The following is a 21,501-nucleotide window of genomic DNA, read 5'->3' as shown; positions in this document are numbered from 1 at the left end:
GATGCTGGAGGTAGAGTAACGCAGGAGCTTGTTACCGAGGATCACTATTCGCTTCAATCATCTGCCTTGCCTACAGCACTTTGAACTCCCGCTGAAAGATCACATATTTAATAGGATTGGTATAATACCAACTAGAATAATAAAAACGTTATTATTCTAGTTGAGGTTGAGAGCGAGGAACGAAGAGTTAACAATAATACGTTTCTCACTTTAGCTAGCTTGTTCTCGTTGTGAGACACGTGGTTAGCTGTAATATAAACGCTGCCGATTGGCTTCACATTTTGCTTAATTGCTTAATTGCTTGGTCAGTTAATGCTTCGGTGTAAGCGTTAATTTTAACATGCTCAACACTCCAACCTTTAACAAAGCGCTGAAAATCAGCCCATGCCACGCAATATAAAGGACGCCATGCTTGCTGCACTTCAAGCGGGTTGATGTGAGCCTGAAACGTTTCTAGCCCCTGTGTTAGCGCGGCAAAATAATGCTCAAGATATTGATTAATCACACTGTCTGATTCGTTATAATTCAATACGCTGCTAAGCAGCATAATTACGTCTTTCATTCCACACCCTTGGCCGACATATTGAAAGTCTACTGCAGCCGCAAGGTTGTTGGAACTAAAACAAAAGTTAGCTAATTTTGCATCACCATGCACCAAGGTTTGGTAATGACATTGCTTTAAAGCCTGATCGATAAGGCCTGCTGACGATTTGAGTGGGCCATCTGCCAAAGCTTCAAACTCGTCTGGCCGTGTATCTAAATGCCAGTATGTGCCAATTGGCCATAGTGCTTTAGGTTTTACATGCATGTACTTCGCATGAAAATGTCCTAACCATGATAAACAAGCATGTACTGTTGCTTGTGTGGCGGTTTTTCTGATTTGAGTAAAACCGATAGTCTGCAAGTCTTGTAACACTAATAGTATTTCATTGGCGTGTTGCTCAACGTGCAAACAGCTCGGTAATGGACTCATTGAGTGTTCAGCATGAACGTTGGCATAGTGTTGATACCAATTCACTTCTACTTGGTAAGATTTTAGCTTGCGTTGATGTGATAACGGGGTGTTCCAACCTTTAGGGTGTGATGTTGGTTGAGGTAAACAAATGTGTTTAACAATGACAGATGAGTACGGTTTGTCCGTTACATATGCTCGAAATAGTTGTCCATAACCGCCCCAAAGTGGCTGAATAATTTCAACATGGGTGACAGCTGTCGCCGCAATTGAGTGGCTAATTTGTTGTGAAAGACTATTTGGAATATTCAAAGCCGTCTCGTTAAAGTGATTTGGGTTGATATATTGCCCGCTAGTGATCCTTAACCTAGGGTCGGACGATGCAAATCAAAACGCAGCTCGTCTGAAATACCATAGTAAGCAGAGGGACCGCCAGCGCGCAATACTGGTTCAGCTAATGCTGTTTGATAAATGCCATCTTCACTTAGTAATTGTTTTTCAATATGTACAGCAACCACCTCACCCAGCACTAACCAAGTGTCAATATTGCCACCATTAGCGGTCGTTAATTGAATGCATTGTGACAGCTTGCATTCAAAGTTGACTGGACTTTGTGCAATTCTATCCGCTTTCACAATGTTGCCAGCAATAGGAGTTAACTCGGCAAATTCAAATTCATCTTCGCCGCGGGGTAACGCCGCCGAAGTTTGATTCATTTTCTCGGCTAAACTGCGAGTGGTGAGGTTCCAGATAAATTCGCCTGTTTCAACAATATTGGCGACACTGTCTTTCCAGCCAGTGCTGGCAAAACCTATAATTGGCGGATCGTAATTAAAGCAATTAAAGAAACTATAAGGCGCAAGATTTCGCTGGCCTTGGGCGTTACGCGATGAAATCCAGCCTATTGGACGCGGACCAATAATGGCATTAAGTGGATTATGTGGCAGGCCATGACCTTTGTTAGGTTCATAAAAAAATCGCTTGTTAGTGCTCATAACGTGTCCTTTTAATAATGCATTACGACGATATAAAAGCGGTCCACAATAACCGCAGGCCGACGACTATCATCAACCCAAGAATGATTTTCTTAAATTGTGTTTCATTGAATGTATCTTGAATGCGTAACCCTAATTTAACCCCTATCCAAGCGATTGGGGCAAGAATGGCTGACACCGATAAGTTGTCGAGGTTAATTTGTCCAAGCATACTGTAGGGGATTAACTTTACAGCATTGACCACGGCAAAAAAGACCACAGCAGTGCCTAAGTATTCTGTTTTGGGTAAACGCAGTGGAATTAAATAAGCATTTAATGGTGGTCCACCGGCATGTGCAACAAAACTAGTGAAGCCCGCAATTGTGCCGCAAACTCGGCCAATAAATGTGGATGGTGTACGTTGTGACCATTCCCCCAATGTTAGTCCGTAAACACCAAAACCTAGTGAGATCCCCCCTAGTATACCGCGTAAATATTGCTCATTTAGTTGCTCAAATACAAGATAAGCCATCACGATTCCTATGATGGCAGTAGGCAATAAAACCCATAATTGTGCTGTGTTTTGCTTTCCCCACCAAGAGCGCACACTTAAAAAGTCCATATAAACCAACAGGGGTAACATTACCGCCGCAGCGGCAGCAGGGCTAATTGCTAGGGCGAGTAAAGGAACGGTTAATCCACCAGCGCCGCCAGCAAAGCCCGATTTAGAAATCCCGGTGATCAACACTGCTGGAATCGCAACTAACCAAAATAAAGGGTCTATTAACACCAGTGCTCCTGATTTACCACTTAGGAATTGTCTTGTCTATTGGGATAATATCACTGACCTTTACAAACTTGTCAGCTAATTTTTGTAGACAAGTTAGGTTAAGTGTTCAGCGGATGTATAGTAGCTGGCACGGGTAACTCGGGGATGTTAGACAATAACTTTTGTTTTAATATATTAAATTCTAAAGGTTTATCAAATAAGTAACCCTGTAAATAATGAATGCCTAGAGAGGTAAGTGTATCGGCTTGTTGCTGGTTTTCTACACCTTCGGCAACAATATGGTAGCCAAGGCCGTGAGACATTACCATAACGGCTTTAACAATATCGATGCCATTAAGATGAAGATTATTAATAAAAGAACGGTCAATTTTCACCGTATTTACGTGTAAGTCTTGGATAACCGATAGTGATGAATAACCCGTACCAAAATCATCTATTGAAATCATAAAGCCCAGTAACTGCAATTCTTTCACTGTTGCAATTAATTTTAGCTTGTCTTGGGAGAATACTGACTCCGTGATTTCTAAGTGCACCTGGTCTGGCAAAATAGCGTATTGGTTAATAATATTGTGTATGTTGGCGACAAAATCGACGTCATCGAATTGAATCACCGACACATTAATACATATCTTTAAATCTTGTTTGAGTTCGTGTAATTCTGATAGTTTGCGCATTGACTCCGTTAATACCCAGTAACCTATTTCTTTAATGGCGCCATTTTTTTCAGCTAATGGAATAAATACGTCTGGAGGAATGGCATTTCCTTCAAAGTCCCATCTCAGCAATGCTTCAACGGATGCGATATTGCCTGTAGTGGCATCAATGATAGGTTGAAACACTAAACGTAATTGTTGCTCGTTTACAGCTTGAGCAATCCCTTTGCCTAAGTGCATTTCATGTTTTATTTTTTGCTCTAGCTCACCACTAAACATCACAAAATCATCAATGCCGACACCTTTACGGCTATACATAGACAGATCGGCCAAACTGATTAAATCGGAGATAGATTTCCCATGTTCTGGGTACATCGCGATCCCAATGGAACAATCCATATTAATGACATGTTGCGTTGTAACAATCGCTTTGTTGATGTGCTTTTTTAGCATAATGGCAAGCTCTTCAAAACGATAAAGAGGGCTTTGGTGAGCCATGATAATAAACTCATCACCCCCCCAGCGGCAGATAATTTCATTGTGCTGACAAGCTTGTTTAATGCGCTTTACCACTTCGATAAGCACTTCGTCACCTACCCGGTGACCAAAATTATCATTAACCTGTTTAAAGCCATCTAAATCAAGAAAGAAAATAGCATATTGACTGTTAGTGCCTATTAGCGACAACTGTTGCTTTGCTGTTTCTAAAAATGCGCGTCGATTTAATAATTGAGTGAGCGAATCATATTGGCTTAATTCAGTAATTTTTTCGGTTCTCTGTTGTACCTTTTGCTCCATGGTTTTTAATAATTCATTATGCTTATTACGTAACATAATAGAATGCTTAGTAAAATTGGCCGCGGTATTGGCCACCGATAGCATGACAACTGCGTAAGCGAGGCCTAGAAAGCCTAAAAGTAGGTGAGCAGGGTTATCGCCAAGTATCATTTGTAATGAATAGGGCATTAATAGCAGTAGAGTATAGATTTGCGAGAGCAATTTGTTGCCAGATAATACAGTGGCGGCACCGCCAGCCATTGCGGAGACAATCACCAAGGAAAAAAATAATTCGTCAATGGTGGATTTGTTATAAAAATGAACACAGTAAAATGCCCATAAAAATGCGCTTAATAATACACCTGTAGCAAAACGATATAAGTCATTTTGACAACCTAATAAGCCTTTATTGAATCGCCGAAACCACAAAACCGTATCAATGATTCGCAAACACATTAACCCCGACACAAATAACCACCATAACAATTTATGATAATCTTCCGAATTACCTTCAAACCCAAACGCTAACCCCGCAGAAGCTATAATCGTAATAGCAATACCAGGAATAGAATTTTGGTATAGTAATTTTAAATGGTCATTTAATACATGTGGATCAACCTGCGCTTTCATCAATAATATGCAGCCAAAATGAATGATAACAATAAGTATATGTCTAATATTCAAAAATACTAATTTCGAGATGATTATTAAGTATTGCTTATATTGGCGACTGTTCTTTGTGGATAAAAATAGTTTGAGTTAACTGACTTGAATTTTATATAACAAGGCTGCAAATATATTAACAACTTATGCGCTAACAGGAGCTGTACTTTGCAACAAACTTAAGTTATAAAGGTGAAAAAAACCGTTTAGCCAGCCTGTGTGGTATATTTTTTCAGCGCTATTGCTGACACATATCGAACAAGGTATGTTAACAATTTTACCCCGTATTTCATTGCCACGCACAGTTGTAAAATTCATATCTTCTTAAACACAGGTTATTCGTTAAAACAAAATTTGATATAGATAGCCTGATAAAATAGCCATTGACAGGATCACTGCAAGAAATGTGGCCACCAGTGCATTTTTAAAAATGGCTTTAAGTAAAATAACTTCAGTTAAACTGGCTCCAGCGCTACCAATAATTAATGCCATCACAGCCCCAAGCCCCATCCCTTTGGCTGCCAATGCAGCACTTAACGGAATAACCGCTTCGGCACGTATATATAATGGAATACCAATAACAGCCGCCACAGGAACCGCAAACAGGTTATTATCATTAGCATATTTAGCCACGATCTCTGTGGGCATAAATCCGTAAATTAACGAGCCAACAGCAATACCGCCAATTAAATAAGGAAGTACCTTTTTAAAGTCAGCCCAAGTGGTATTCCAAATGTCTTTCCATTTATTGGCAGGCTCTACTTTTCCACAGCACGAAGTTGTACCGCTTTTCGTTGCAGGAGTTAAGTAGGCTTCGGGCCTAATGTATTTTTCAAATCCCAGCTTTTCTAAGCTGTAACCGGCAATAATTGCCACACCCATTGCCACCATAAAATAGAATAAAGTTACGGTTACGCCAAAAGTCACCGCAAATAAGCCAATAATCATTGGGTTGAGTAACGGACTTGCAAAAAGAAATACCATCATGGTGCCAAAACCTGCTTTTGCTCTTAATAAACCTTTTAAAAATGGGATAGTTGAACAAGAACAAAAAGGCGTGATAGCCCCTAGAAACCCCGCGATAATATAGCCTTTTCCATGTTTATCACTGAGTATTGATTGGATTTTTTCTGGCGGAATATAGATCTGTAATACACCGACTAAATAACTAATTAGTAGAAAGAGCGTAGTTAACTCTAACGTTAAAAAAACAAACATATTTAATGTTTCTTGTAGCATATTATTGGTTAGCATTATATAAATCTATATTTCTAGAATTACCGAAATATAAATGTGTTTGATGGCTTAATCAAGATATTTCTAGTAATATCGAAATATAGAGTTGATTGGGATGTTTTTATGGATATTGAAGCGATTGCTAAGGCATTGAAAGAACTAGGGCATCCGACTCGCTTGTTGATTTATAAGTTGGTAGTACGTGCTGGGTATAAAGGTATTGCTGTGGGTGGGTTACAAGAAAAGCTGGCAATACCCGGCTCGACATTATCTCATCATATATCTGGTTTAGTGTCTGCGGGTTTAATTTCTCAGCGCCGCGAAGGGAGAACGCTTTTTTGTATTGCCGAATATGATATTTTGCAAACAGTGATTGGCTTTTTACAAGATGAATGTTGTGCAGATGAACAGACCCCGACAGCATGATTAGGATAGCGGATTAAAGGAATAATGTCACAATGATAACATTGAGTGAATGGCAGCTGCAGGGACAATTCGAGCAGATTAACGGTCAACAAATATTTACTCGTCAGGCGGGAAGTAAACAAGCGCCAGCGTTATTGTTAATTCATGGTTATCCTAGTGCATGTTGGGACTGGGAAGGTATGTGGAATGCGCTTACTCGGCACTATTATGTGATTACACTCGACATGTTGGGGTTTGGTTTTTCAGACAAACCTAAAGACGCACGCTATCTTATCAGCCAACAAGCCGATATATATCAAGCGTTTTTACACAAGCTAGGTGTCAATGAGTATCATATTTTAGCTCACGATTACGGAGACACTGTTGCGCAAGAGTTACTTGCAAGGCAAGTCGATGGTCATCATGATATGCACATCGCAAGCGTGTGTTTTTTAAATGGAGGCTTGTTTCCTGAAACCCATAAACCGCTATTTATTCAGACTTTATTGTTGTCACCGTTAGGACCTTGGATCAGTAAATTAATTAACAAACAAAAATTTGCCACTAACTTACAACGTATATTTGGACCGACGACACAGCCTACTCCAGAGGTTATTAACACGCTATGGCAATTACTAAACCATAATGATGGTCTGTCGGTGATGCATAAATTGATTCATTATATTACTCAACGGCAGCAATACCGAGCGCGCTGGGTAGGGGCGATGATTAATAGTACGATACCAGTAAAATTAATAGCGGGTGCGTTAGATCCGATTTCGGGTAAACATATGATTGATCGTTATCGTCAATTGATCCCTAATGCTAATATCACCGAAATGCCCACTTTAGGCCACTATCCACAAATTGAAGCTGCTAATGCGGTCTTCACGGCTTATTTTACGTTTAGAAGTAGCATTGAGTAAGTTTCAAACTTTAATAACGTTACTGTAAAGATCAATAAAGCTGTCACATTTAACCGATATCATAATGGTGTCTAATTATTGAGAAAATCATCATGCGTGTAACATCCATTTTATGTGTACTTATTAGCTGTTTATTTTACAGTAGCCTAGTACTGGCTAAGCCAGTAGACACCGCGTCTTCACGGCTTGAAAAACCCTATGTATTATTAGTCTCTATTGATGGTTATCGATACGATTACAATAGTTTACATAAACCACATTATTTAACTGAGTTTGCTCAGCATGCTGCTCAAGTTACTCATTTTAAACCGTCTTTTCCAACGATAACGTTTCCTAATCATTTTACTTTGGTTACAGGGCTTTATCCTGCCCATCACGGCATAGTGTCGAACCATTTTTATAATCATGCTTTACAGCAATCTTATAGCATGAAGATTAAACAAGCCGTCACCGACGGACGTTTTTATAAGGGGGTACCTCTATGGTCATTAGCGGGCCAGCAGGGATTAAAAAGTGCCACCTATTTTTGGCCTGGTTCAGAGGCTAAAATCGCAGGTCAGCGACCAGACTACTGGCTACCATATAATGACGATGCGCCAAATAATCAACGAGTAGAAAAAGTACTCCAGTGGTTTAACTTACCTGAAGAGCAACGGCCTCAATTAGTGACATTATATTTTTCAGATGTTGACACTGCAGGGCACCTGTATGGTCCAGAATCGAAAAACACTCATCAAGCTGTAAAGAACGTTGATCAAGCTATAGGGCAACTATTGGCAGGAATAAACGCGCTACCATTTAAGGTTAATGTGATTATTACATCCGATCATGGCATGGCAAATGTTGAGGGGTTTGAACGTTTATATACCGACAGGTTATTTGCCGGTAATGAGGCTTTACAAGATAAGTTTAGCTTTAATAATGATGCTGCTTTTTCATTAGTAACCGCAACAGGGGAGCATAAGCAGCAAGATTTGGCTGCATTAGCAACAATAGTAAAAAACATCCCTGGTTTGCAATTTTATCTTCAGAAAGACATCCCGACTTATTTGCACTTTAACAACAATCCATCGATTGGTGACGCAATATTAATGAGCAACCAACATTACATAACCAGTACCGATGCATCACCAGGTTTAGTGGGTAAGCATGGTTATGATGTAAATGTCATTAGCGATATGAACACCGTGTTATATGCCCAAGGTCCAGCATTTAACGAGCACCATATAGACCAAGCTGAAAATATACATTTGTATCCACTTATTGCACATATTTTAGGGTTAACCATAACCGAGCCTATTGATGGGCGCTTGTCAATATTAACGCCATTATTGGTCGACGCTAAGTGATCTACTTTCCATCAAATACCTGTGGTACAAACTGTTCTAACTGATTAATATCATTGTGCAGGAGTTAGTATTACCCACTTGTGATGAACTAACGGTGAGCGTGTAAGGCCTAATGCTAAAGAAATAAACCACAACAAAGGTAACCCGAACGATGACGACGGCAATAGATTATTATTTTACCAGCCTTTCCCCTTATACCTATTTAGGCAACAACACATTTACCTTGTTGGCAGCACAGCACAAAGCGGGTATCAATTACAAACCCATTAAGCTGCCTAAATTATTTGCTGAATTAGGGGTGTTGCCAGTTAAACAGCGTCCTCAAAATCGTCAAAATTACCGTTTGGTTGAGTTAACTCGTTGGTCAAAAAAACGTGCTTTGGCATTGAATTTACATCCTGCTTTTTTCCCCACAGACCCAAGCCTAGCCGACAAGTGCGCTATTGTGCTGCAACAAACACAGCAAAATGTCGCTGGATTTTTAGCACAAATATTGGCGGCTTGTTGGGCAAAAGATCTCAACATTGCAGACGATGCCGTTATTCAACAAATACTCACCTCGCTTAATATTGATGCCAGTAACGTACTGCAACAAGCACATTCTGCCGATGTAGAGGCCATATACGAAGCTAATACTGCGGCGGCTATCGAAAACGGTATTCTGGGGGTTCCCGCTTATGTATTTAATAACGAACAGTTTTGGGGACAAGACCGACTTGAACTATTGGCCGACAAATTAAGTGAGTAATAACTAACAAGCCAAAACTTGCCTATGAGTTAACAGCAAAAGCCCGCTACATGAGCGAGCCTTTATTGTTATAGTGAGTATTCACTTACAATTATACCAATCTCATTAAATATCTGGTCAGTTCAGAGTCTCTCAGGTTTTTCAATTCAAGGCACATTGATGTAGAAATTGTTCCCTTTTAAATCGATGTAACACAGAAGTGGAATACCTGAGAGACTCCATTCTGGCGGGTTTCAAAGTCCTTTATGCTTCGTTAGATGCTTTCAAAATACGACGGCATGGTCTATTTTTTTCCATAAAAAATAAGACATTCCCACCATCCATGGCGGTCAGATGCTGGAGGTAGAGTAACGCAGGAGCTTGTTACCGAGAACCACTATTCGCTTCAATCATCTGCCTTGCCTACAGCACTTTGAACTCCCGCTGAAAGATCACATATTTAATAGGATTGGTATAATAAGGATTAGTATAAAGAGGTTATATGAATGCTATCGAGCTGGCTCCTCTTGATTCTGGAGCGATATATAGTTTTATTGCACTGTTGTTAGGGTTACTTGGTTTAACGGTATTTATTTTTTTCAAACCCATTCCCAGTAACGCTAAGTATTTAACGTTGGGGATAATGTTACCTTTAATGGGCTTATTTGTATTTACGTTTTATCAGTCGTTTAGTAGTACAATTTCGTGGGATGACAAACAGTTGCAGGTTAATATTCCACTGTATTCAAATACCATTGAGATTAATCAAGTGGGCTTTGCACAAGCTCGCGTCGTTAACCTGCTTAAAGAGCCTGAATACGCGGCTAAGTGGCGCACAAATGGTTTGGGCATGCCAGGATATTCTTTGGGATGGTTTTCATTAAATAATGGCGATAAAGCCTTATTGTCGGTAACGAAGCCTGCCCAGGTGATTATGTTACCCATTCGCCAAGATAAAATGATTATGGTTAGCGTAATCGATGCAGATAAAGCGCTAGTAAAGTTGCGTGCCAGCGCTTCTGCATCAAAAGCCTATTGATTAAGCCTTTGCGGCGGCTTTTTTCGTGGCAACATGTTGACGCTGGCGTTGCAGTACCATGTCGCTAATAAATATCACCAGTGCTCCCCAGATAAAGCAAAAGGTAATGCCTTTCTCTATGTCGAAAGGCTCATCAAACAATTTGACCGCTAAGATAAACATGATACTCGGGCCAATGTATTGAAAGAACCCCAAAATCGAAAATGGAATTCTGACTGCTGACCCCGCAAAACATAAAAGGGGAATGGTGGTAACAATGCCCGCGGCCACTAGGAGTAAATTGAGATCGAGGTTATTGGTTAGCATGCTAACAGGTGAACTGTCTATCGTTATCAATAAGTAGCCGAGTGCAACGGGTAATAAAATGGCAGTTTCGACCAATAAGCCAGATTTAGCATCAATGTTTACCTTTTTACGCAATAAGCCATAAAACCCAAAACTGGCGGCTAGTGCCAACGATACTAATGGAATTGAACCAAAAGAGATCAATTGAACCAGTACTCCTGCACTTGCTAAACTTACCGCAAGCCATTGGAGCTTGCGCAAGCGCTCACCTAAAAATAACATGCCAAGGAGTACGTTAAACAGAGGGTTTATAAAGTAACCAAGGCTTGCATCAAGCATATGGTCGTTGTTGACCGCCCAAATGAAAATAAGCCAATTGGCGGCAATTAGCACCGATGTGACAAACAATACTAAAAGTTGTTTGGGTTGCTTAAGGATAAGACGCAGACGACCAAATCCACCAATAAACTGCATCATGATTATCATAAATAAAAATGACCAAATGACTCGGTGCATTAATATATCTGTCGCAGGGACATCATGTAAAAGTTTAAAGTACAGTGGCGCAACACCCCAAATAACGTAAGCGCAAACTGCCAGAAAAACCCCTTTACGGTATTCTAAATCAGGCATAGTGAGTCAATTATGTGTAAAACGAAAAGAGAGGGCGATTGTAGGTCGCCACTTTGGATGACACAAGTGATTAAGCGAATTCTTTTATAGGGCGCATGTCAGGTTTATTGGCACTGTACTTATTTTATCCCACCATATAAGTTCCTGTACCGAATGCAATGTGAACGCCTTGTTCATTATGTAATTCCATTCGACATACAGATACACGATTACCTGACCGAATAACACTGCCTGTACCAGTGAAAATGTCACCACGACCAGGGCGTAAAAAGTCTACCCGCATATCAATCGTACCGAGCGTAGTAAGGCGTTGTTGTAGTTCTTCTATTGTCCAGTCATCTTTACTGGCAACTAATCCTGCAAATACCGTTAATCCGCCGACGACATCAAGTAATGTAGCGGTGACACCGCCATGAAGAATATTTTGATGAATATTGCCGATGAGTTCAGGTTTCATTTTTATGACAACCTCAACCCCGTCGATGTCGTAATGTTTAATATCTAATCCGAGTAAATTATGAAATGGAACTTGTTGATCGAATATTTCTGCAACATGTTGTAAAACTTGAGTTTGAATAGATGAGGTCATGAGCAATCCTTGTCGAGTTTTTATTATTGTGTTTGTTTTAGGGTGTTGTCATCACTGACATAGAGTAATTAATCTAACCCTAAAGTGCGTGAGACTCAATCATCATTGGTTTGCTAATTACGAGTAATCGTATTTTGCTTCAAGACATCTGTGGCTGAGTGCTTTAAAATGACGGTCCCCCATATGACATCATAGTGTGAATGGATATTCTGACTTCTACACCTATTTCAACCCTTGATGCTGCCGCGACCGAGCAAGATGTATTATCGGTAAGCTTACAGCAAGTTTTTGGTTATCGTGCCTTTCGTGAAGGGCAGCGAGAAGTCATTGAGCAAAGTTTGCAAGGCCAAGATACATTAGTCATTATGCCTACCGGCGGCGGTAAAAGTATGTGTTATCAATTGCCAGCTATTGTCCTGCCAGGGGTGACAGTAGTGGTGTCGCCATTGATTTCATTGATGAAAGATCAAGTCGATAGCTTATTACAAAGTGGTGTATCGGCTGCTTATCTCAATTCTTCTTTGCTGCGGGAGCAAAGTGCTGAGGTACTTCGTAAGCTTCACGCTGGCGAGATTAAGTTGTTGTATGTATCTCCAGAACGTTTATTGCGTCCGGATTTTATTGAACGCCTGCAATCAGTTGAACTTTCGATGTTTGCTGTTGATGAAGCGCATTGTATTAGCCAATGGGGACATGACTTTAGGCCGGAATATGCAGCATTAGGGCAGTTAAAACAGTATTTTCCTTATTTACCTTTAATGGCCTTAACAGCAACGGCTGATCATGCGACGCGTTTAAGTATATGCGAACGCTTAGGCGTAACACCATATACTTTATTGTCGAGTTTTGATCGACCCAATATTCGTTATACTGTGGCAGAAAAGCTTAATGCAACTAATCAACTACGACAGTTTCTGACGATACAAAATGGGGCCAGCGGCATTGTGTATTGCAGTAGCCGGCGTCGAGTTGACGAGGTCGCTGAGCGTTTACGTTTACAAGGATTTAATGCTCAGGCGTATCATGCTGGTTTGAGCCAAGAAGAGCGTGCTAACGTTCAAGACAAGTTTTTAAAAGATCAAATTGACATCGTGGTAGCGACGGTTGCTTTTGGCATGGGGATTAACAAGTCAAATGTACGTTTTGTTGTGCACTATGATATCCCTAAAAGTATAGAAGCCTATTATCAAGAAACGGGTCGAGCGGGGCGAGATGGCCTAGAGGCAGAAGCCTATATGTTGTTTGATCCTGCGGATATTGGCCGTGTTAGGCATTTGATTGAGCAATCTGAACCTGGACCTCAACAACAAGTCGAATTTCATAAATTACATACTATGGCTGCATTTGCTGAAGCGCAGACCTGCCGACGTCAAGTATTGTTAAATTATTTTGATGAAGTGGCATCTGAACCATGTGGTAACTGTGATATCTGTCTTGATCCACCTAAGCGATATGATGGCACTGAAGATGCGCAAAAGGTATTGTCTTGTATTTATCGTTTGCAGCAACGCTTTGGGATCCACCATGTCATTGAAGTATTACGTGGCTCCAAAGCGGCTAATATCGTCGAAAGAGGTCATGATAAGTTATCTACATGGGGAATAGGCAAAGATAAGTCAACTGAGTTTTGGCTCAGTGTTATCCGCCAGTTAATCCATTTAGGATTGATGAGTCAGGATATTACCCGTGGTTCAGCGATTAAACTAAATCCAGCAGCAAGGCCAGTATTGAAAGCAGAAGTGTCACTCATGCTGGCTGAACCTCGGATACAATTAATTGATATTAAACGTAAGCCTAACTCCCGTACGCCACAGCAATATGACCGTAAATTGTTTGCACGTTTAAAGCTATTGCGTCGTGAACTGGCAGAGAAAAATGATATTCCACCTTATTTAGTCTTTAACGATGCAACTTTAGCAGAAATGTCAGTCATGTTGCCCACAAGCCCTAGCGAAATGTTAGCTGTAAACGGCGTTGGGCAGATTAAACTTGATCGGTTTGGTGGTGATTTTTTAGATGAAATATCCGATTATCTTACGCAGGGTTAACAATTGTTTTCCAATCACAACTGATTGTTATGGTCTTGGGATTTGATTTTGCTTAATTGATTTAACACCGCTTTTTTTAACAAAACCTCAAAGCTGTCAAGTTGTTGTAAACTGGCTACACCTATATTGACTCTTCCTTCGGTTCGCCATGTTCCGAGAACTTGCGATATTTGATTAGCGACTTTCTCTGCGCCAATTGAAGATGTATGCGGCAGAATGATAATGAGTTCATTTTCGCTATGGCGAAATAACTGATCTTGTTCTCTAAGTGTATTTTTCAGTTGCGGCGTAATAAATGGCATGTCTGCTTGATGAATATGGCTTGTGTCGATGAGTAACATACTTAGCTGGTAATGTCCGCGTTTAGCATTATCGAGCATGCTATTAATCTGTTGTTGTTGATTGTCTTCCTCATGTTCCACAGCTGATGGCCTAGGTTTTCGTATCAAAAAGAGTATCAATCCAATTGACAGTAACAAGATAATAAGGGCTGTCATAATCAAGTTTTGATTGGTAGGACTCAGTGGTTTTTCTGCTGGTATGCTAGCTTCGCTTTGTGCAGTTATTCTGGCTTTATATTGCATGAAGTGGGCATTATTTAACTTGGCAGTAGCTTGTTTAGCGGCTTCAAAACGCTGTACTTGAAATTGATAAGCCTCTTCAAATTGATTCTGCTCTGCGTAATATTGGCTGAGTATTTGATTAAACTCTTCTAAATCTGAAAACTGCTTAAGCTCAGTGGCTTGTGTAATGATGTCATTTAACAGAGACAAGGCTTGGTTATCTTTATGCTGTGCAAAATACACCTTAGCCAATGTACGCTTGATGCGCATGACATAAATGGGTTCTTGATATTTAGTGAAGAGCTCAATGCTTGATAGTGAGAGTTGTTCGGCGATGTCATGGTCGCCAACGTATAGACGAATACTTGCCAATAAGGCATTACCGGTTGCGAGGTCTCTTTCTGATGTATTTTTGTTATTTTCAGCTTCTGCTTTGTTGAGGAAATATAACACTTGAGCTTTATCTGTTTTCACCATATTAATTCGCGCTAAATTAATCGCAAATGCAAAACTAAGTTTACCAAAGGTTGATGAGTTTTTATAAGCGAGTTCTGCAAAGTGTAATGCTTCTTCAACATCGCCCATAGAGAAAAATACGTTGGCTATTTCTGCTTGTAGATACGATTTGGGCAATAAATACCAATTCTGAAATTGTGTCTGTGACGCATCAAAAATATCTAGCGCATAACGTAAATCTTCAATGGCAGAATTAAAATTTTCTAAGCTAGTATTTTGCCTACTTCTGGCATAAAGACTATTTACAATAGCTTGCTTTTCAGAATAACGCTTTGCTAAGCGAAGAGCTTCTTCTGTGAGTTGTTGCTCTTGAAGTGTATTACCAAGACTTTGATGTGCTGAAGCTTCACATTGTAGAAAATATGGGCGAGCTGTGTCGTATTTAAATTCTCTTGCATTCATTTCTCCTTGTTTCGCTAAGATTATCGCTTGATTAAACTCACCAAACTCTAATAAATTAAAACAACGTAACAAGCTTAATCGCAATATATTTATGTCTGATAATGGCCGGTTAGCATGTTGTTGTTCCAGTGAATCAATGAGTGCTTTTGCCTCGTCTGATCGTTGAGAATTGATATTGTTTATCACATTAAGTTGTTCAAGAATGCTCAGTTGTTGAGTTTGGTCGATGATGTCGTCGGAGAGTAATAAACGTTGTGATGGTTGAGCGAAAGCAGGGGATACGACTAAATACAGAGTTAGACCCAAGATTAATGTAACAATACGACTAAAGTGATACGTAATATTCTTTTTTGATAACATCATCGTCATACATCTACTTAACATGGGGGGTAACATTATACGATTATTTATATCGAGAGATATAATAATATAACTGGCGCAGTGACTTAGGTCTGAGTTTCGTTGTATTTATTGACATGATTTACATGGGGTAGTGAGTCGTTTAGCACAAGCTAATTAAATGCTAGTTTTGCTGTAATGAAGCACTAGTACGCCATCAACTTTTTCACCTTGACCAAATTAGGGTTGACACAGAGGGCTGGTCGCGTTATTTATTAAGCACTGACATATTTACACGTCGTACATTTAGCATAGTTAGTTACATTAAGTGAATATTATTGTTATGAATACACAGACACTATTACTCGGACTCCTTCTCCTCTCTCGCATATCCTGCGCGGAGTCCTTTGTGTTACATGCAAAATAATTCATTAAGCATACACAAACCCCGCGCTAACAGCCGCGGGGTTTTTTTTAGCCCTTTTAAAATGAATCAGTTGTGAGTCTGCAGCTCGTTTAAATAAACATAATGGTCGATGGAGAAATTCGATGTCCAATAGAGTCATAATTTTTGATACTACCTTACGTGATGGTGAACAAGCGCTTGCAGCCAGTTTAACCGTTAAAGAAAAGCTACAAATTGCCTTAGCTCTTGAACGTTTGGGTGTAGATGTTATGGAAGTCGGTTTTCCTGTTTCATCTCCAGGGGATTTTCAGTCAGTGCAGACGATTGCAAAAACCATTAAAAATAGTCGAGTGTGTGCGTTATCTCGTGCACTTGAAAAAGATATTGATGCTGCAGCCCAAGCTTTGTCTGTAGCTGATCAGTTTCGAATTCATACCTTTATTTCTACCTCGACCATTCATGTAGAAAGTAAATTAAAGCGTTCTTTCGACGATGTGTTAGAAATGGCCGTTAATGCGGTTAAATACGCCAGACGTTTTACTGATGATGTCGAATTTTCGTGTGAAGATGCTGGCCGTACCCCAATCGATAATTTATGTCGTATGGTAGAAGAGGCAATTAAAGCGGGTGCTCGAACCATTAATATTCCTGACACTGTGGGTTATACAGTGCCAAGTGAGTTTGGTGGCATTATTCAAACCTTATTTAACCGAGTGCCCAATATTGATCAAGCAGTGATCTCGGTTCATTGTCATGACGATCTAGGTTTGTCGGTTGCTAACTCTATCGCCGCCGTTGAAATGGGGGCGCGTCAAATTGAATGTACCATTAATGGTATTGGCGAACGTGCAGGTAACTGTTCGTTAGAAGAAATCGCGATGATCCTTGCTACTCGTAAAGGTTTGTTGGATTTAGACTGTGGTATTAACGCTAAAGAAATTCACCGTACGTCATCGTTAGTTAGCCAGTTATGTAACATGCCGATCCAAGCCAATAAGGCGATTGTGGGGACCAATGCATTCTCTCACTCATCGGGCATTCATCAAGACGGCATGCTAAAAGCCAAAAATACTTACGAGATTATGACGCCAGAAAGCATTGGCTTAAATCGTAATAACTTGAACATGACGTCCCGCTCTGGTCGCCATGTGATTAAGCATCGCATGGAAGAAATGGGTTACCAGTCAAGCGATTATGACATGGACAGCCTTTACGAGCAGTTTTTGACTCTGGCCGATAAAAAAGGCCAAGTGTTTGATTATGACTTAGAAGCATTGGTGTTTATGGAGTCGCAGGCGCAAGATGACGATAAGTACCAGCTTCAGCACATGATGGTGCATTCTGATTCAACTGAAGGTGTGGCAACCGCAACGGTACGTATTGCTGTTGATGGCAAAGATATTACTGAGGCGGCAACAGGTAATGGTCCAGTGGATGCGGCATATAATGCCATCGCTCGTGCGACGAACCGTAAAATTAATATTACTAATTATAAGTTAAGCGCGAAAGGCGAAGGTCAAAATGCGCTTGGACAAGTTGATATTACTGCAAAATATCATGAACAAATGTTCCACGGTGTTGGTTTAGCAACAGACGTCGTTGAAGCATCAGCTCAAGCGTTAGTGCATGTGATGAACTTAGTGTACCGCGCAGATAAAGTGGCTGATTTTAAACAACAGATCTATAAAGAAAGGGAGTTAGGTGGCGTATGAGTTATCAAATAGCAGTTTTGTCGGGTGATGGTATTGGTCCTGAAGTGATGGCTGAAGCGCGTAAAGTGCTTAATGCTGTTGAAATACGTTTTGGACTGGATATTCAATACACCGAATTTGATGTCGGCGGTATTGCCATTGATAACCATGGCTGTCCTTTACCTGACGTGACCTTAAAAGGCTGCGAAGCAGCTGATGCGATTTTATTTGGTAGTGTGGGTGGCCCTAAGTGGGAGCATTTACCACCCAATGATCAACCTGAACGCGGCGCATTATTGCCGTTGCGCGGTCACTTTGAGCTATTTTGTAATTTACGCCCAGCAAAATTACATGACGGCTTAGAACATATGTCACCGCTTCGTAGTGATATATCAGCCCGTGGTTTTGACGTATTGTGTGTGCGTGAATTAACCGGTGGTATTTACTTTGGCAAGCCGAAAGGGCGCCAAGGTGAAGGCAACGATGAAGAAGCCTTTGATACCATGCGTTATAGTCGCCGCGAAATTAGCCGTATCGCGCGTATCGCTTTTGAAGCGGCGCGTGGGCGTAAAAATAAGGTCACTTCAGTAGATAAGGCTAACGTATTGGCCTGTTCAGTATTATGGCGCCAAGTGGTGGAAGAGGTCGCAAAAGACTTTCCTGATGTCACTTTAGAACACATCTATATTGATAACGCGACTATGCAGCTATTACGTCGTCCTGATGAGTTTGACGTAATGCTATGTTCAAACTTATTTGGTGATATTTTGTCGGATGAGATTGCCATGTTAACAGGCTCTATGGGGCTATTATCGTCGGCAAGTATGAACAGCACCGGTTTTGGTTTATTTGAACCCGCAGGTGGCAGTGCGCCAGATATTGCTGGCCAAGGTATTGCTAACCCGGTAGCGCAGATTTTGTCTGCTGCATTAATGCTACGCCACAGTCTAAAGCAAGAAGAGGCGGCAAGTGCTATTGAACGTGCTGTAACAAAAGCATTGGCAAGTGGTTACCTAACCGGTGAGTTACTTGCTGCAAACAAACGCAGTGAGGCTAAATCGACAGCACAAATGGGTGATTTTATCGCTCAAGCAGTAAAGGAAGGTGTGTAATGGCTAAAGTGACAGGTAAAACCTTATACGAAAAAGTGTGGGACTCACACATTGTTGCCAGCCCAGAAGGCGAAGCGCCAGTTGTGTATGTTGATCGTCATTTGGTGCATGAGGTGACATCACCACAAGCCTTTAGTGGTTTAAAAGTGGCTGGACGTAAACTACGTGCGCCACAGAAAACCTTTGCCACGATGGATCACAATACCTCTACACGTAGCGCGAGTTTAGATGCGTTAAGCCCAATGGCGCGAACGCAAGTAGAAACCCTAGCGCAAAACTGTAAAGAATTTGGCGTGCTCCTGTACGACATTCATCATCCTAATCAAGGTATTGTCCATGTGATGGGGCCAGAATTAGGCATTACCTTACCAGGGACTGTTATTGTGTGTGGAGATTCGCATACGGCAACTCATGGTGCATTTGGTGCGTTAGCATTTGGTATTGGTACATCCGAAGTTGAGCACGTATTGGCTACGCAAACCCTACGCCAATTAAAAGCTAAAACCATGAAAGTGGAAGTGCGTGGTAAAGTCACCGATGGCGTTACGGCTAAAGATATTGTGCTGGCGATTATCGGTAAGCTTGGTATGGATGGTGGCACAGGTTACGTGGTTGAGTTTTGTGGTGAAGCCATTGAGGCACTAACCATGGAAGGCAGAATGACGTTATGCAACATGGCCATTGAAATGGGCGCTAAAGCCGGCATGGTTGCGCCTGACCAAACCACCTTTAATTATTTAAAAGGTCGTGAGTTTGCCCCGAAAGATGACGTGTGGGAGCAAGCGGTTGCCGCATGGTCTGAGCTTAAAACTGATACTGACGCCATTTTTGATGCCGAAGTGGTATTAGATGCTAATGATATCGCGCCGCAGTTAACTTGGGGGACTAACCCTGGCCAAGTGGTTGCGATTGATGGTGTTGTACCTAACCCAGAAGCCGAAACCAACAGCACTAATCGCACTAGTATGATTAAAGCATTAGAGTATATCGGCCTTTCGGCGGGCACTAAGATGACTGACATTAGTATTAATAAAGTGTTTATTGGTTCTTGTACTAACTCGCGTATTGAAGATTTACGATCTGCTGCGGTACATGCTAAAAATCGTAAAGTTGCTGATGGTGTCGTCGCTATTGTGGTGCCTGGTTCTGGCCAAGTGAAGTTACAAGCGGAAGCGGAAGGGTTAGACAAAATTTTTATCGAAGCGGGTTTTGAATGGCGCTTACCAGGCTGCTCGATGTGCCTTGCCATGAATGATGATCGATTAGAAGCGGGCGATCGTTGTGCATCAACCAGTAACCGTAATTTTGAAGGCCGTCAAGGTCGTGGCAGTCGGACCCATTTGGTTAGCCCTGCTATGGCAGCAGCTGCCGCAGTGGCTGGTCATTTTGTTGATATTCGCAAACCATACTAAACCGAGATAGGAGATATACATGCAAGCATTTACTGCCCATACTGGTTTAGCGGTAGCCATTGATAGTGCTAATATCGATACCGATCAGATTATTCCAAAGCAATTTTTGTCTAAAGTCACCCGTGACGGTTTTGGAGTGCACTTATTCCATGATTGGCGTTACTTGGATGATGCAGGCGATGAGCCTAATCCTGATTTTGCACTTAATCAGCCGCGTTATAAAGGCGCATCTATTTTACTCGCACAAGAAAACTTTGGCTGTGGGTCGTCGCGAGAGCATGCTCCATGGGCATTAGCTGATTTTGGCTTTCGAGTGGTTATTGCGCCGACGTTCGCCGATATTTTTTACGGCAACTCGATTAATAATGGCTTGTTACCCGTCAAGCTGACAGCTGCTCAAGTGCAGCAATTGATCGATGAAGTTGCGGCCAAAGAAGGTGCCCAGATTACAGTAGATTTACAAGCGCTAACGGTAATCTCGCCTTCTGGAAGCGTGTTCGATTTCACCATTGTGGAGTCTGCGAGACATAAATTACTAAATGGTCTTGATGCTATCGGTTTGACCTTGTCATTTGAGCAACAGATCAGTGATTATGAAGAAAAAATACCAGCTTGGTTTGCTTAACATAGCGTAATTAAAGCGCTTTCGTGTGTGACAAGCACTAAATTATAGCGTTGTATTAAACCTCTTTATGTTCTCATGAAGAGGTTTTTTTATTTTATATGGTAATAATTTTTACGCAGCTATTTTTATCTCTCGAATTAATCGAGTTAAATGTTACATGTATGTGTTACCCCGTTAAGCTTACTCGTGTATCGGTGTAATGAATTTATATTGTTGTTATTAATAGTAAAAATATTCTATTTATCATTTGACTCATTATTAAGTTTACAGCTATACCGTTTTTCGCTTTATCGTTCGCATGATAAATTCTAAAGTTTGTTCCCGATCACACTTTAAATCCAATGATGTACTTGTTTTTGTGTGTCTTTATGTTGTTGCAAAGCTTCTTC

At 40.9% G+C, this 21,501-nt stretch carries 18 protein-coding genes; 10 read left to right on the top strand and 8 right to left on the bottom strand.

Annotated features, from left to right (window positions below; genetic code table 11):
• Window positions 1-274: 274 nt before the first annotated feature.
• The 5 genes from ACWXWT_RS05030 to ACWXWT_RS05010 all read right to left on the bottom strand — a co-directional run bounded on the left by ACWXWT_RS05030 (window position 275) and on the right by ACWXWT_RS05010 (window position 6,063).
• Window positions 275-1,264: a phosphotransferase gene (locus ACWXWT_RS05030; protein ID WP_456040523.1), complete on the bottom strand. Its 990-nt coding sequence runs from the start codon at window positions 1,262-1,264 to the stop codon at window positions 275-277.
• Window positions 1,265-1,314: 50 nt separating this feature from the next.
• Window positions 1,315-1,947, bottom strand: a complete 633-nt coding sequence (locus ACWXWT_RS05025) for a flavin reductase family protein (RefSeq protein ID WP_456040522.1) — start codon at window positions 1,945-1,947, stop codon at window positions 1,315-1,317.
• Window positions 1,948-1,969: 22 nt separating this feature from the next.
• Window positions 1,970-2,716: a sulfite exporter TauE/SafE family protein gene (locus tag ACWXWT_RS05020; RefSeq protein ID WP_456040521.1), complete on the bottom strand. Its 747-nt coding sequence runs from the start codon at window positions 2,714-2,716 to the stop codon at window positions 1,970-1,972.
• Between the two features lie 98 nt (window positions 2,717-2,814).
• The gene (locus tag ACWXWT_RS05015; protein WP_456040525.1) at window positions 2,815-4,776 is read right to left on the bottom strand and encodes a putative bifunctional diguanylate cyclase/phosphodiesterase; all 1,962 of its coding nucleotides are present in this window, start codon (window positions 4,774-4,776) and stop codon (window positions 2,815-2,817) included.
• Window positions 4,777-5,151: 375 nt separating this feature from the next.
• Window positions 5,152-6,063, bottom strand: a complete 912-nt coding sequence (locus tag ACWXWT_RS05010) for a permease (protein ID WP_456040520.1) — start codon at window positions 6,061-6,063, stop codon at window positions 5,152-5,154.
• Window positions 6,064-6,168: 105 nt separating this feature from the next.
• Here ACWXWT_RS05010 and ACWXWT_RS05005 point away from each other — a divergent pair, with 105 nt between their 5' ends.
• From ACWXWT_RS05005 to ACWXWT_RS04985, 5 genes are all read left to right on the top strand, one after another.
• Window positions 6,169-6,471: an ArsR/SmtB family transcription factor gene (locus ACWXWT_RS05005; protein WP_456040519.1), complete on the top strand. Its 303-nt coding sequence runs from the start codon at window positions 6,169-6,171 to the stop codon at window positions 6,469-6,471.
• A gap of 32 nt (window positions 6,472-6,503) precedes the next feature.
• A complete protein-coding gene (locus ACWXWT_RS05000; protein ID WP_456040518.1) occupies window positions 6,504-7,376 on the top strand; it encodes an alpha/beta fold hydrolase in 873 nt (290 codons plus the stop codon).
• A 92-nt stretch (window positions 7,377-7,468) separates the two neighbouring features.
• On the top strand, window positions 7,469-8,725 hold the full coding sequence (locus ACWXWT_RS04995) for an alkaline phosphatase family protein (protein WP_456040517.1): 1,257 nt from the start codon (window positions 7,469-7,471) through the stop codon (window positions 8,723-8,725).
• Window positions 8,726-8,876: 151 nt separating this feature from the next.
• Window positions 8,877-9,473, top strand: coding sequence for a DsbA family protein (locus tag ACWXWT_RS04990; RefSeq protein ID WP_456040516.1), 597 nt, complete (start codon window positions 8,877-8,879; stop codon window positions 9,471-9,473).
• Window positions 9,474-9,954: 481 nt separating this feature from the next.
• Window positions 9,955-10,491 (top strand): PH domain-containing protein, encoded by a 537-nt coding sequence (locus tag ACWXWT_RS04985; protein WP_456040515.1) that lies wholly within the window; start codon window positions 9,955-9,957, stop codon window positions 10,489-10,491.
• Here the strand turns inward: ACWXWT_RS04985 and rarD are convergent, their stop codons facing one another.
• Window positions 10,492-11,409 (bottom strand): EamA family transporter RarD, encoded by a 918-nt coding sequence (gene rarD, locus ACWXWT_RS04980; protein WP_456040514.1) that lies wholly within the window; start codon window positions 11,407-11,409, stop codon window positions 10,492-10,494.
• 124 nt (window positions 11,410-11,533) lie between these two features.
• Window positions 11,534-11,998: a thioesterase family protein gene (locus ACWXWT_RS04975; protein ID WP_456040513.1), complete on the bottom strand. Its 465-nt coding sequence runs from the start codon at window positions 11,996-11,998 to the stop codon at window positions 11,534-11,536.
• Window positions 11,999-12,198: 200 nt separating this feature from the next.
• Between ACWXWT_RS04975 and recQ the strand changes: the two genes are divergently transcribed.
• Window positions 12,199-14,046: a DNA helicase RecQ gene (recQ, locus tag ACWXWT_RS04970; RefSeq protein ID WP_456040512.1), complete on the top strand. Its 1,848-nt coding sequence runs from the start codon at window positions 12,199-12,201 to the stop codon at window positions 14,044-14,046.
• 14 nt (window positions 14,047-14,060) lie between these two features.
• Here recQ and ACWXWT_RS04965 read toward each other — a convergent pair whose 3' ends face one another.
• Entirely contained in the window at window positions 14,061-15,890 is a 1,830-nt protein-coding gene (locus tag ACWXWT_RS04965; RefSeq protein ID WP_456040511.1) for a hypothetical protein, read from the bottom strand.
• Between the two features lie 525 nt (window positions 15,891-16,415).
• Here ACWXWT_RS04965 and leuA point away from each other — a divergent pair.
• The 4 genes from leuA to leuD are packed head-to-tail and all read left to right on the top strand — an operon-like array spanning window position 16,416 to window position 21,112.
• Window positions 16,416-17,984 (top strand): 2-isopropylmalate synthase, encoded by a 1,569-nt coding sequence (gene leuA, locus ACWXWT_RS04960; RefSeq protein WP_456040510.1) that lies wholly within the window; start codon window positions 16,416-16,418, stop codon window positions 17,982-17,984.
• Window positions 17,981-19,075, top strand: coding sequence for a 3-isopropylmalate dehydrogenase (gene leuB / locus ACWXWT_RS04955; RefSeq protein ID WP_456040509.1), 1,095 nt, complete (start codon window positions 17,981-17,983; stop codon window positions 19,073-19,075). The genes leuA and leuB overlap by 4 nt, the downstream gene beginning before the upstream one ends.
• On the top strand, window positions 19,075-20,487 hold the full coding sequence (gene leuC, locus ACWXWT_RS04950) for a 3-isopropylmalate dehydratase large subunit (RefSeq protein WP_456040508.1): 1,413 nt from the start codon (window positions 19,075-19,077) through the stop codon (window positions 20,485-20,487). Before leuB ends, leuC begins: the two co-directional genes overlap by 1 nt.
• Before the next feature lie 19 nt (window positions 20,488-20,506).
• Window positions 20,507-21,112, top strand: coding sequence for a 3-isopropylmalate dehydratase small subunit (gene leuD / locus ACWXWT_RS04945; protein WP_456040507.1), 606 nt, complete (start codon window positions 20,507-20,509; stop codon window positions 21,110-21,112).
• Window positions 21,113-21,501 lie beyond the last annotated feature (389 nt).

This window comes from Shewanella sp. A22, from assembly GCF_053850585.1.
The sequence above is the reverse complement of the archived record's forward strand: the minus strand, read 5'-3'. Positions and strand labels throughout refer to the sequence as shown.